Consider the following 12,606-nt stretch of genomic DNA (forward strand, 5'->3'; position numbering starts at 1 on the left):
CTATTTGACGCGCTGCTTTTCCAGCTTGCGCGCCAGCGTGCGGCGGTGCATGCCAAGCCGGCGCGCTGCCTCGGAAATATTGAAATCCGTTTCCGCCAGCACCGTATGTATATGCTCCCACTCCAGCGTCTTCACGGAGGTAGCACGATTGGTCAGTTCCAGCTCGGCCGCCCCGGCCACATGTTCGAACGCAGCCTCGATATCGTCGGTATTGGACGGCTTGGCCAGATACTGGCAGGCGCCCAGCTTGATGGCTTCCACTGCCGTATTGATGCTGGCAAAGCCCGTCAGCACCACGATCAGCATGGCAGCATCGTGCTGGTGCAGCATCTGCACGCAAGCCAGTCCCGATGAATTGCCCTTAAGTTTGAGATCGACCACCGCGTAGCCGGGACTATGTTCCACCAGCACGGCGCTGGCTTCATCCACATTTTCCGCCAGCAGTACTTTGTAGCCGCGCCGCTCGAACGAGCGGCTCAGCGTACGGGCGAACGCTGCATCGTCTTCGACCAGCAGCAGTACGCGTTGTTCAATAGTCATGTTGTTGCGTTTCCGATTTGATTTCTATCGCCGATACGGGCAGCGTCAGGCGCACCACCGCCCCGCCTTGCGGCAGGTTGTGCGCCGTAACGGCACCGCCCAGCGTACGCGCCACGTTCACCACCAGGAACAGGCCGAGGCCACCACCGGGGCGGCCCTTACTCGAATTATAGGGCTTACCGAACTGCGCGAGTATATGCGCGGGAAAACCGGGGCCCGCATCCGTCACCTGCAGCACCAGCATACCCTGCTCGCACCAGGCTTCCAGCCGCAACCAGTGCGGCGAAGCTTCCAGCGCATTATCGAGCACATTGCAGATCATCTGCTTGAGGGTGGAATCGGACACCACGGGAAAATCGGGCGCGATGCGCTTATCGAAAATGAATTGCACCACAGGGCGGCCATAGCGCCACTCGGCCACCGTCTCGTCGAGGAAGGTCAGGATGGTGGTGGCGGCCGACGATTCGCCGCGCGCTTCACCAGCCGACAGCAGGATACCGCTGACGATGCTCTTGCAGCGCTTGAGCTGGGTCTGCATTTCTGCCACGTCGCCCAGCAGTTCAGGATTATTCTTGAACTCGGGCATACGCTTCCAGTCGCCCAGAATCACGGCCAGCGTGGCCAGCGGCGTGCCCAGTTCGTGCGCCGCGCCGGAAGCCAGCAAACCCATACGGATGATGTGCTCTTCTTCGGCCGCACGCTGGCGCAAGTCGGCCAGCTTGGCCGAACTGGCGCGCACATTGTCGGTAATACGGGTAATGAACACCACCAGAAGCGCCGCATCGAGCACGAAGCACAACAGCATGCCCTGCACGTACAGGCTGGAGATGCCATTGGCGTGGTCCAGCGGCAGCGTAAGCGGCTGGGAGAACAGTGCCAGACCGGCAATACAGGCGCCCGTCACGCCCACGATCACCCAGGTGGACCAGCGCTCCAGCAGCACGGCACCGAGAATCACCTGCAGCAGATAAAGGAAGACGAAGGGATTGGTGGCTCCACCGCTCAGGTAGAGCTGGGCCGTCAGGCTGGCCACATCGACCAGCAAAGCCAGTAACAGCTCGCCGTTCGAGACCACCTGGTTTTCCTGCCAGCGCAGGGTGCTGGCAATATTAAAGGCGATCAGGCAGGCCAGCACATTGAGCATCAGCGCCATCGGCAGCGCCACGTCATACACCAGCGAGGCGATCGAAATCGTGGTGATCTGGCCCACCACGGCGATCCAGCGCAGCTGGATCAGTTGCTGCATGTTCTGGTGGCCCGCCGCGTGGGTGATGGTGCTGGCCGCCTGTGTGCTGTCCGCCGCCTGCGCCACTACCGTACCATGCCCGGGCGGTTTGCCCGCTTGCTCCGCAGTGTGTTGTGCCATTCCCGCCTTCTCATCATCAAGCTCGATTCCAGCGCCGCGCATCGCGCGACATCCACCAGGCAATACCGGCTACCATCAGTGCCAGCCCGTACCAGGTGAGAGCATAAACCAAATGATTGTTGGGGAAGGAAATTACTGTCAGGCCGCCCACCGGATGCTCGAGCGAACTGCCCGCACTCTGACGGTCGGAAGGCCGCAGTGCTTCGGCGTCACTACCGCCTTGCAGTGCTACCAGCCGCTGCCCTGCCGGTGCGTCGGCATCGACAAAATAAGGGGCGACGCTGCTCTGCTTCAGGCCCAGCGCAGCCGCCATGGCTGCCACATCACGCGAATACCAGCGGCCAGCCGCAGCATCATTGGCGCGCAAGAAGCCGCCACGGCTTTCGCTGATGCGCAGCAGGCCCGTTACGCTGACGGCGGGACCGGCTGCCGTCGCCGCCTTGCAGGCCTGGTCGCCAGCGCGCACAGGCGCTGGTAGCTGGCGTACTGCCTCGGCGCTTACAAATCCCCGATTGACCAGCACCACCGAACCATCGACCTGACACAAGGGCGTCACCAGCCAGTAGCCACTACCCAGTGCCGTGACAGCCTGCACCTTGCTGGTCAGTTCGTACAGCAGCACGCCATTCAGCAGCACATGGCGGTATTCATCACTGGCAGCAGTGATTTGCGCCCAGCGACTGGGCGGCGGAGGGAAATCCGGCTCTGCGTGGACCCGCTGGTTCACCCTTTCGATCAAGTCCAGCTTCCATTGCAGCCGGTAGACTTGCCAGGTGCCTAAAGCGAAAAAGCCTGCACACAGCAGGCTTGCAATCGCTAGCAGGACAACACGCAAAGCCCGGTTGCGCTGGGGCGCCGGACTTTGCGTAGCCATCATTACATTGCGTGCGTGGCTTCGGTCATGCCAGGCATCATGTTGTGATTCAGGTGGTACATGACCCAGATCGAACCGCTCATGGCGATGACAACCATCATCACCGTGAACAGCAGAGCCAGCATATTCCAGCCGCCTTCCGACTTCGAGTTCATGTGCAGGAAGTAGACCATGTGGACCACGATCTGCACGGCACCCAGTGCCAGCAGCACGAATGCTGCCGTGCTGGAGCTGGCGAACACTTTGCCCATCACCAGCCAGAACGGAATGGCCGTCAGGATGACCGACAGAATGAAGCCGGTGGCATAACTGCCGAGGCTGCCGTGGTCGTGGCTGTCGTGGTGATCGTGGCCGTGACCATGATCGTCATGGCCGTGGCCATGGTCGTGTGCGTGGTTGTGATCGCTCATGGCAGAACTCCCATCAGGTAGACAAAGGTGAATACGCCGATCCAGACCACGTCCAGGAAGTGCCAGAACATCGACAGGCACATCAGACGACGGTTGTTTTCAGGCGTCAGACCGTGTTTCTTCAGCTGGAACATCAGCGTAACCAGCCAGACAATACCGAAGCTCACGTGCAGACCGTGGGTACCGACCAGCGCGAAGAACGAGGTCAGGAAACCGCTACGCTGCGGGCCGGCACCTTCGTGAATCAGGTGCACGAACTCGTACAGTTCGAGGTAGATAAAGCCGCAGCCCAGCAGACCGGTCACGGCCAGCCAGATCAGTACCAGACGCAGATTTTTCTTCTGCATTTCCAGCATGGCAAAGCCATAGGTGATCGAGGACAGCAGCAGCAGCGAAGTGTTGAGTGCCACCAGTGGCAGGTCGAACAGTTCGGCGCCCGATGGGCCGCCCGCGTAGTTACGACCCAGTACAGCATAGGTCGCAAACAAACAGGCGAAGATCAGGCAGTCGCTCATCAGGTACAGCCAGAAGCCCAGCAGCGTGCCGTTCTCTGGATGGTGCTCGCGCACGAAGAAGCGCGAGCTTACGTCGGTAGCGGTGGTATTAGACATGGCTCTCCAGCAGACGAGTGCGCGCTTCTTCCGTACGGGTTACTTGATCCGCAGGGATGTAGTAGTCGCGCTTGTAGTTAAAGGTATGAACGATGACAGCCACCACCAGTGCCACGAAGGACACCACGGCCAGCAGCCACATTTGCCAGATCAGGCAGAAGCCGACCACGAAGCTGATGGCCGAGATGATGAAACCGGCACCAGTGTTCTTCGGCATGTGGATCGCCAGGAAGTCTTTCAGCGGACGGGTGTAACCGGCCTTCTTCATGTCAGCCCAGGCGTCGTTGTCATGCACGCGCGGGGTGAATGCGAAGTTGTAGTCTGGCGGTGGCGACGAAGTCGACCATTCCAGCGTACGGCCGCCCCATGGGTCGCCCGTCACATCGGCCAGTTCCTTGCGACGCAGGAAGGACACGAAGAACTGGATCAGCATGGCAGCAACACCGACCGCGATCAGGGCAGCGCCCAGTGCAGCGATGATGAACCAGATACGCAGCGAAGGATCTTCGAAGTGGCTCATACGGCGGGTTACGCCCATCAGGCCCAGTACGTACAGCGGCATGAAGGCCAGATAGAAGCCCGGTACCCAGCACCAGAACGATACTTTGCCCCAGAATTCATCGAGCTTGTAGCCGAAGGCTTTCGGGAACCAGAAGTTGATACCGGCGAACAGACCGAACAGCACGCCACCGATAATCACGTTGTGGAAGTGAGCGATCAGGAACAGCGAGTTGTGCAGCACGAAGTCGGCAGGTGGCACAGCCAGCAGCACGCCCGTCATACCGCCGATCACGAAGGTGACCATGAAGGCGACGGTCCACATCATAGGCAGTTCGTAACGGATACGGCCGTGGTACATGGTGAACAGCCAGTTGAAGATCTTGGCACCGGTCGGGATCGAAATGATCATGGTGGTGATGCCGAAGAAGGAGTTGACGCTGGCGCCCGAACCCATGGTGAAGAAGTGGTGCAGCCATACCAGATACGACAGGATGGTGATCACGACGGTGGCGTACACCATCGAGGTGTAGCCGAACAGACGCTTGCTGCAGAAGGTGGAAACCACTTCCGAGAAGATACCGAACACTGGCAGCACCAGAATGTAGACCTCAGGGTGGCCCCAGATCCAGATCAGGTTCACATACATCATGGCGTTGCCGCCGAAGTCGTTGGTGAAGAAGTTGGTGCCGAACATACGGTCGATCGACAGCATGCCCAGAACAGCGGTCAGCACAGGGAAGGCAGCCACGATCAGCACATTGGTGCACAGTGCGGTCCAGGTGAAGACTGGCATTTTCATCAGGCTCATGCCCGGTGCGCGCATCTTGACGATGGTAACGATCAGGTTGACGCCGGACAGCAATGTGCCGACCCCGGCAATCTGCAGCGACCAGATGTAGTAGTCCACCCCCACGTCAGGGCTGGCCAGTATGCCCGACAGTGGCGGATAAGCCAGCCAGCCGGTACGGGCGAATTCACCGACGAACAGCGAAGCCATGGTCAGCATGCCGCCGAACACGGACATCCAGAACGAGAAGTTATTGAGGAACGGGAAAGCCACGTCGCGCGCACCGATCTGCAGCGGCACCACGTAGTTCATGAAGCCCGTTACCAGCGGCATCGCCACGAAGAAAATCATGATCACGCCGTGGGCAGTGAACACTTGGTCGTAGTGGTGCGGTGGCAAAAAGCCGGCGCTGTCGCCGAACGACAGTACCTGCTGGGCACGCATCATGACGGCGTCGGCGAAGCCGCGCAGCAGCATGATCAGGCCGAAGATCATGTACATGATACCGATCTTCTTGTGGTCGATGGAGGTGATCCAGTCGCGCCACAGCGGGCCCCACAGTTTGAATTTGGTGATAGCACCGAGCACGGCAATCGCGCCCAGCGCCACCATGGCAAAGGTGCCGATCAGGATAGGCTCATGGAACGGAATCGCATCCCAGCTCAGCCGGCCCAAGATCAGCTTGGTCAGAGTCATTTCTTCGTGCATGGTCAGTTCTTCTTGGTAGGGGTGATGCAAACTTCGTCGATGCTGGCCTGGGCGATGCGGCGGGCGCTGCGTTCTGCGGCCAGCGACACGCTGGTAGCAGCGCGGGTAGCGCGGGCTTCATCTTCTGCAACCATTTCGCGGATGCAGGTGGCATTGCGGTCGACACAGCGGTTGACGATGGCTTCGTACAGATCGGCATCGACCTTGCCGAAGCGGCGTACAGGCTCGCGTTCGCTAGGCTTGGCCACTTCCGTGTAGGTGGCACGGTCCAGCGTTTCGGTGCTGGCGCGGGTGCTGTCTACCCATTTATCGAAGTCGGCTTGCGAGGTGCCGTAGAACTTGAAGCGCATGTGCGAGAAGCCGGCGCCGCTGTAGTTAGCGGAGAAGCCTTCGTACACGCCAGCTTTGTTGATGACGGCGTTGAGCTGGGTTTCCATGCCCGGCATGGCGTAGATCTGGCCGGCCAGTGCAGGAATGTAGAACGAGTTCATCACTTCGGTCGCCGTGATCTTGAAGCGTACTGGCACATCCACCGGTGCGTACAGTTCGTTGATGGTCGCCACGCCCTGTTCAGGGTAGATAAACAGCCATTTCCAGTCCAGCGCCACCACTTCCACTTCCAGCGGCTTGACAGCGGCCGAGATCGGACGGCTGGCATCCAGACGCGTGAGCGGACGGTATGGGTCCAGCAGGTGGGTGCTGATCCAGGTCAGCAGACCCAGCGCAATGATGATCAGCAGAGGCGCACCCCAGATGACCAGTTCCAGACGGGTCGAGTGATCCCAGTCGGGCTCGTACTTGGCGGCGGTGTTGTTTTTGCGGTAACGCCACGCAAACCACAGCGTCAGGAAGATGACGGGTACGATAATCAGCAACATCAGAGCAGTAGACACCATGATCAGGTGGCTTTGTTGCTGGGCAATATCTCCGGACGGATTCATGACGACTGTATTGCATCCTGCAAGCGCAATAAGTGCGGCAACGAACAGCCCGCGTTGGGCGAGTTTATGTATCATGCGATAAAAGTGCTGTACAGAGTGGGAGGATCGTGCCACTGTACACACAACATCAAAATATGTGGATTGGACACTTTGTCCTACCCTGTCCCGTTCACCAAACTTGATGTTGCGCAGCACTTATAAAATAAACAACTAGTGAGACAAAGATTATGGCCAACATGAATACACCTCATGGGGGCAGCATCGCTGCCGATTTTCCTCCACACCAAAGTGCGGAAGACGCACGGCGGATCAACTCAGACGACCATGCCATTTCACCGGGTGAAATTGCGGTCGGCGTAGTGATAGGCCGGGCTTCCGAGTACTTTGATTTCTTTGTCTATGCCATTGCCTCAGTGCTGGTATTCCCTTCCATGCTGTTCCCGTTCGACGGCAGACTGGAAGGAACTTTGTACGCATTCACTATATTTTCTTTTGCCTTCATTGCAAGGCCGATAGGTACCGTGATCTCGATGGCAATCCAGCGCCGTTACGGCCGGGAAGTCAAGCTCACTGTTGCTTTATTCCTACTCGGCTCCACCACGGCCGGCATAGCCTTCCTGCCCACCTACACGGAAATTGGTATTTACTCTGTCATCATTCTGTCCGTGCTACGCGTAGGACAAGGACTTGCATTAGGCGGCTCCTGGGATGGCTTGCCATCGCTGCTGGCACTCAATGCACCGGAAGAAAAACGCGGCTGGTACGCCATGCTGGGCCAACTCGGTGCACCCGTCGGCTTCTTCCTGGCGGCCGGTCTGTTCTGGTATCTGATCGGCAACCTCAGCGATCTGGACTTCATGGACTGGGGCTGGCGCTACCCGTTCTATGTGGCCTTCGCCATCAACGTGGTGGCCCTGTTTGCCCGCCTGCGCCTGATTTCCACCAATGAATACACCCATTTGCTGGAAGAACGTGAACTGCAGCCCACCAGCGTGATCGAGATGGCCCGTTCGCAAGGCCGCAACCTGATCATTGGCGCGCTCGCCGCGCTGGCCAGCTACGCCCTGTTCCACCTTGTGACGGTGTTCCCGCTGTCGTGGATTACCATCTATTCGCCCCGTAACATGGCCGACTTCCTGGCCACCCAGATGACGGGCGTGGTGCTGATGGCCGTCGGCGTGGTGGCTTCCGGCGTGATTGCCGACCGTATCGGCCGGCGCCGTACGCTGGGCACGCTGGCTTCGCTGATTGCCGTGTTCAGCGTATTCGTACCGATGATGCTCGACGGTGGCGAAGCGGGCCAGAACACCTTCATCATGCTGGGCTTCGCTCTGCTGGGCCTGTCCTACGGTCAGGCTGCCGGTGCCGTGACGGCCAACTTCCCGTCGCACTACCGCTACACGGGCGCCGCCTTCACCTCCGATCTGGCATGGCTGGTGGGCGCAGGCTTCGCTCCGCTGGTGGCGCTGGGCGTGTCGTCCCAGTTCGGTCTGGCCTATGTCGGTCTGTACCTGCTGTCGGGCGCGGTCTGCTCGCTGGCCGCACTGAGCCTGAACCGCGCACTCGACATCCGCAACTAATAACATCGCCCCCCCCAGACGCCAGCGCACGGATTTTCCGGCGCTGGCGTTTTTGCGTCAGAAACATGGCAAAATAGCCACCTTTTTTGATTCTACGGAGACTCCCATGAAAGTAGCGATCGTCGGCGCAGGCGCCATCGGCGGCTTTATCGGCACACGGTTAGCCCTCGCCGGCCAGTGCCAGCCGAGCGCCTACGCACGCGGCGCCACGCTGGCCGCCTTGCGCGACCATGGCTGGCGTATGCAAATGGGAGAGCAGTTGCTGCAAGCGCCCTGCCACGCCAGCGACGACGCTGCTGCCCTCGGTGTGCAGGATGTGGTGATCATTGCCGTCAAAGGTCAGGCGCTGGCCAGCGTGGCACAGCAGATTGGCCCCATGTTAGGCCCGCACACTGTGATACTGCCCGCCATGAACGGCGTGCCTTGGTGGTTCGGTGCAGGCAATGCGGCCATGGGCACGGCGCCGCTGGAAAGCGTCGATGCGGGCGGCGTGATTGCGGCAGCCCTGCCCGCATCACAAGTGCTGGGTTGCGTGGTACATGCGAGCACCTCCACGCCGGAGCCCGGCCTGGTCAGCCACAAGATGGGCAATGGCCTGATCATCGGTGAGCCAGCCGGGGGCGTGTCGCCACGCGCCGAACAGCTAGGCCAGCTCCTGCGTGGGGCCGGCTTCGATGTCACCGTGACGGCTAATATCCGGCAGGATATCTGGTACAAGCTGTGGGGCAATATGACGCTCAACCCCGTTTCCGCCATCACGGGCGCCACGGCCGACCGCATTCTCGACGACCAGCTGGTGGCGGAATTCTGCCGCGCCGCCATGCGCGAAGCCCAGCAGATTGGAGCACTGATCGGCTGCCCCATCGCGGAAACGCCGGAACAGCGCCATCTGGTCACGCGCAAGCTGGGCGCTTTCAAAAGCTCGATGTTGCAGGATGCCGAGGCCGGCCGCACGCTGGAGCTCGATGCACTGGTGGCCGCCGTACGCGAAATCGGCCAGCGCGTGGGCGTAGCCACGCCTTTCATTGATGCCGTGCTGGGCCTGACGCGCCTGTTCGGCCGCGTGCATGGCCTGTATCCGCAGGCCTGAGGAGCCAGCTTACGGGGCAACGTTGCGCAAATGCCTCAATGTTGCCATCACGGCCACACCCGTTTCTCCTGTGACTAGCGGCGCATGACTCGTCCAGCCATGTGTTTGGCTCCTCAAGCCAGTCTATAGCGTCCGGAAATAAAGTGGTTTCGCTCTAAGATCGGTTCATTGCAGTATTGATACCGTATCTGAGAAACCCTATGAAGCCAGCCTTGAATGTGCACGCGGCGCTGTCCGGTAAGCGCGTCCTGATCACCGGTAGTACCGGCTTTCTTGCCAAAGTTGTGCTGGAAAAGCTGGTGCGCAGCGTACCCGATATCGGCCGCATCATCCTGCTGATCCGCGCTGGCGCGAATGGCAGCGATGCCCGCCAGCGCTTCGAGCGCGATATCGCCACCTCTTCGATTTTCGACCGCCTGCGCGCCGAACATCCGGCCTATCTGGCCCAGTTCTTCGCCGAGCGCATCGAATGCGTGACGGGCGAAGTCACCGCGCCCTGCTTCGGCCTGCCCAAGGCCGAGTTCCATGCGCTAGCACGCCGCGTCGATCTGGTCATCAATGCGGCCGCCAGCGTCAATTTCCGCGAAGCGCTAGACGAAGCGCTGGCCATCAACGCGCTGAGCGTGGAGCACATCGCCGAACTGACCCGCGCCAACAATGCGCCACTGGTGCAAGTGTCCACCTGCTATGTGAATGGCTACAATCAGGGTGATATGCGCGAGCAGAACGTGGTCCCGGCGCGCGCCGCCATCCCGCGCCATGGCGATGGCTATTACGATCTGTATGCGCTGCAGAAGCATCTGGAACACCGCATTGCCCAGGTACGCGCCAGCACCAGCGTGCCGGAAGAACTCGAGCGCCGTCTGACGGAACTGGGCATCGCCGAAGCCAACTACCACGGCTGGAACGATACCTACACCTTCACCAAATGGATGGGCGAACAACTGGCCATGCGCGCCATGCGCGGCCGCTCGCTGACCATCGTGCGCCCTTCCATCATCGAAAGCACGCTGGAAGAGCCGGTGCCGGGCTGGATCGAAGGCGTGAAAGTGGCCGACGCCATCATCCTCGCCTACGCACGCGGCAAGACCAGCTTCTTCCCCGCCAAGGCCGATGAAATCGTCGACATCATACCGGCCGACATCGTCGCCAACAGCGTGCTGCTGGGTGCTGCCGAAGCCCTGCTGGAAGCACCGGCCACGCGTATCTATCAATCCTGCACGGGTTCTTCCCGCCCCATCACCGTGGGTGGCGTGATAGCTCTGATACAGGGTGAATCGCAGCGCAACTGGCAGCAGTATGAGCGCCTGTTCTACCGCCAGCCCAAGCACGACTTCCGCGTGGTCAGCCGTCCCGTGTTTCTGGTACTGCTGCGCGCCATGCGCCTCGCGGCAGGTGGCTGGAGCGGCATACGCCGCCTGCTCGGCGCCGGCGAATCGCCCAGGCTGGAAGCGCTGCGTACCACCCAGCTGCTGGCGCTGACGTTCTCGTTCTACACGGCGCCGCGCTACACCTTCCATAACAGTTCGCTGATGGCGCTGGCCCAGCGCTTCGTCAGCGAAGATCGCGCCCGTTTCAACGTCGATAGCAGCCGTATCGACTGGCAGGAATATCTGTGCCGCATCCACATGGCAGGTCTGAACCGCTATGCCCTGCGGCCACGCGCACCGAAATCGGCCGAGGCGCAAGCCGCCGCGGCAGCAGTACCCGAGGCAGCGCAGGCTGCCCCGCATGCAGTAGAACAGGCAGCACCGGCCACGCCGTTATAAAAAACAGATGGACGCCGCCACAGATGCGGCGCCACAGGAGGAGACAGCAGCACATGAGCAAAGCAAACGCAGCCCCAGCGGCAATGACCCGGCGTGACTATGCATGGCATCGCATGGACACGGAGCGCAACCTGATGGTCATCAACAGTATCCTGCTGTTCGAAGGCGCGGTCGACATGGAGCGGCTGGTTTCGACCATCGCCCTGCGCCTGCCCAACTACCCGCGCTTCACCCAGAAGGTAGAGCAGCGCCATGGCCGCCCGCACTGGGTGGAAGACCACGCCTTTGACATCACCCGCCACATCAAGCTGGAACAGATGGAGCAGGACGTCAGCCGCGCCGATCTGCAAAGCCATATGACCCGCCTGGCCCACCTGCCGCTGGAACGCGACCGCCCCATGTGGCATATGACGGTGCTGGACCGCGTCAACGGCGGCCATGCTATCGTGTTCCGCGTGCACCACTGCATCACGGACGGTCTGGGTCTGGTCCATGTGCTCAACCATCTGACGGACGACAACGGCCTGCATGGCCGCACGCCCTCGCCGGTCGGCCATCCGCACCGCGCCACAGTGGCGCATAACGCCGTCTGCTCGGCCGTGGCGCGCGGCATTTCGTGGCTGAAGATCGCCTTCCATGTGAGCCGCCTGTCCGTGCTGTGGCCCGATGCGCACAGCCGCTTCAAGGCCCCGATGACGGGTGAAAAGCAGCTGGTCTGGCTGCCGCCGCTCGATATGGAACGGGTGCGCGCCATGTCCAAACGCATGGGCGTAACGCTCAACGACGTCTGGGTCGCCGCCGTTTCCGGCGCGCTGCGCAAATATCTGGACGAGCATGGCCAGCGCCCTGATGGCCGCGCCCTGCGTGCCGCCGTCACCTTCAACCTGCGCGAGAAAGCCAATGCCTTCCAGCTGGGGAACGAGTTCGGTCTGGTGGCCGTCGATCTGCCGACCAATGTGGATGATCCGCGCCTGCGCCTCAAGCAATCCAGTTCGCGCATGACGGCCATCAAGCGCTCGCACCAGCCGCGCGCCACCATGGCCTTCCTGTCGATTGCCGGCTGCCTGCCGACGGCGCTGCAGCACTTCGCCCTCAATCTGTTCACCTCCAAGGGTTCGGTGGTGCTGACCAATATCGAAGGGCCGGTGAGCCGCCGCTATCTGGCCGGTTCGCGCATGACGGACCTGATCTGCTGGGTGCCGCAGGCGGGCAAGCTGGGCGTAGGGCTGGCCTTCATTTCCTATGCCGGCCAGATCCAGCTGGCGCTGTTCGTGGATACCGATCTGGTGCCGGATCCGGACCGTCTGATGGCACTCACCTACGAAGCGTTCGAGGAACTGCAGTTGGCGACGGCCGGCGAAGAGGCCACCCAGAGCAGCACCGACCTGGCCGGTACGGGCGCACTGGCCGCCGGTTCCTGAACACCCCC

At 61.0% G+C, this 12,606-nt stretch carries 11 protein-coding genes; 4 read left to right on the forward strand and 7 right to left on the reverse strand.

Annotated features, from left to right (window positions below):
- From GM655_RS17870 to cyoA, 7 genes are read right to left on the reverse strand one after another with little or no spacing between them, the layout of a single operon-like run.
- Positions 1-540 carry a response regulator transcription factor gene (locus GM655_RS17870; RefSeq protein WP_155436039.1) on the reverse strand — a complete coding sequence of 180 codons (540 nt, stop codon included), beginning with the start codon at positions 538-540 and terminating at the stop codon, positions 1-3.
- A complete protein-coding gene (locus tag GM655_RS17875; RefSeq protein ID WP_155436040.1) occupies positions 530-1,906 on the reverse strand; it encodes an ATP-binding protein in 1,377 nt (458 codons plus the stop codon). Before GM655_RS17875 ends, GM655_RS17870 begins: the two co-directional genes overlap by 11 nt.
- A 16-nt stretch (positions 1,907-1,922) precedes the next feature.
- The gene (locus GM655_RS17880; protein WP_155436041.1) at positions 1,923-2,783 is read right to left on the reverse strand and encodes an SURF1 family protein; all 861 of its coding nucleotides are present in this window, start codon (positions 2,781-2,783) and stop codon (positions 1,923-1,925) included.
- A complete protein-coding gene (gene cyoD, locus GM655_RS17885; RefSeq protein WP_155436042.1) occupies positions 2,783-3,190 on the reverse strand; it encodes a cytochrome o ubiquinol oxidase subunit IV in 408 nt (135 codons plus the stop codon). The genes GM655_RS17880 and cyoD overlap by 1 nt, the downstream gene beginning before the upstream one ends.
- Positions 3,187-3,801: a cytochrome o ubiquinol oxidase subunit III gene (gene cyoC / locus GM655_RS17890; RefSeq protein WP_155436043.1), complete on the reverse strand. Its 615-nt coding sequence runs from the start codon at positions 3,799-3,801 to the stop codon at positions 3,187-3,189. Before cyoC ends, cyoD begins: the two co-directional genes overlap by 4 nt.
- Entirely contained in the window at positions 3,794-5,797 is a 2,004-nt protein-coding gene (gene cyoB, locus GM655_RS17895) for a cytochrome o ubiquinol oxidase subunit I (protein WP_155436044.1), read from the reverse strand. Before cyoB ends, cyoC begins: the two co-directional genes overlap by 8 nt.
- Positions 5,798-5,799: 2 nt before the next feature.
- Positions 5,800-6,813, reverse strand: coding sequence for a ubiquinol oxidase subunit II (cyoA, locus tag GM655_RS17900; RefSeq protein WP_155436045.1), 1,014 nt, complete (start codon positions 6,811-6,813; stop codon positions 5,800-5,802).
- Between the two features lie 152 nt (positions 6,814-6,965).
- Between cyoA and GM655_RS17905 the strand changes: the two genes are divergently transcribed.
- The 4 genes from GM655_RS17905 to GM655_RS17920 all read left to right on the forward strand — a co-directional run bounded on the left by GM655_RS17905 (position 6,966) and on the right by GM655_RS17920 (position 12,598).
- Complete coding sequence (locus GM655_RS17905; RefSeq protein WP_155436046.1) at positions 6,966-8,318, forward strand: MFS transporter; 1,353 nt, start codon at positions 6,966-6,968, stop codon at positions 8,316-8,318.
- Positions 8,319-8,424: 106 nt separating this feature from the next.
- Positions 8,425-9,408, forward strand: a complete 984-nt coding sequence (locus tag GM655_RS17910) for a 2-dehydropantoate 2-reductase (protein WP_155436047.1) — start codon at positions 8,425-8,427, stop codon at positions 9,406-9,408.
- Between the two features lie 200 nt (positions 9,409-9,608).
- Positions 9,609-11,177, forward strand: a complete 1,569-nt coding sequence (locus GM655_RS17915; RefSeq protein ID WP_155436048.1) for a fatty acyl-CoA reductase — start codon at positions 9,609-9,611, stop codon at positions 11,175-11,177.
- Between the two features lie 53 nt (positions 11,178-11,230).
- The gene (locus tag GM655_RS17920; RefSeq protein ID WP_155436049.1) at positions 11,231-12,598 is read left to right on the forward strand and encodes a wax ester/triacylglycerol synthase family O-acyltransferase; all 1,368 of its coding nucleotides are present in this window, start codon (positions 11,231-11,233) and stop codon (positions 12,596-12,598) included.
- Positions 12,599-12,606: the final 8 nt, after the last annotated feature.

Source organism: Pseudoduganella danionis, assembly GCF_009720775.1.
GTDB lineage: Bacteria > Pseudomonadota > Gammaproteobacteria > Burkholderiales > Burkholderiaceae_D > Rugamonas > Rugamonas danionis.

Coding starts and splice junctions, on each gene's coding strand:
- GM655_RS17870 (WP_155436039.1), bottom strand. CDS start 540: ATGACTATTGAACAACGCGTACTGCTGCTGGTCGAAGACGATGCAGCG.
- GM655_RS17875 (WP_155436040.1), bottom strand. CDS start 1,906: ATGGCACAACACACTGCGGAGCAAGCGGGCAAACCGCCCGGGCATGGT.
- GM655_RS17880 (WP_155436041.1), bottom strand. CDS start 2,783: ATGATGGCTACGCAAAGTCCGGCGCCCCAGCGCAACCGGGCTTTGCGT.
- cyoD (WP_155436042.1), bottom strand. CDS start 3,190: ATGAGCGATCACAACCACGCACACGACCATGGCCACGGCCATGACGAT.
- cyoC (WP_155436043.1), bottom strand. CDS start 3,801: ATGTCTAATACCACCGCTACCGACGTAAGCTCGCGCTTCTTCGTGCGC.
- cyoB (WP_155436044.1), bottom strand. CDS start 5,797: ATGCACGAAGAAATGACTCTGACCAAGCTGATCTTGGGCCGGCTGAGC.
- cyoA (WP_155436045.1), bottom strand. CDS start 6,813: ATGATACATAAACTCGCCCAACGCGGGCTGTTCGTTGCCGCACTTATT.
- GM655_RS17905 (WP_155436046.1), top strand. CDS start 6,966: ATGGCCAACATGAATACACCTCATGGGGGCAGCATCGCTGCCGATTTT.
- GM655_RS17910 (WP_155436047.1), top strand. CDS start 8,425: ATGAAAGTAGCGATCGTCGGCGCAGGCGCCATCGGCGGCTTTATCGGC.
- GM655_RS17915 (WP_155436048.1), top strand. CDS start 9,609: ATGAAGCCAGCCTTGAATGTGCACGCGGCGCTGTCCGGTAAGCGCGTC.
- GM655_RS17920 (WP_155436049.1), top strand. CDS start 11,231: ATGAGCAAAGCAAACGCAGCCCCAGCGGCAATGACCCGGCGTGACTAT.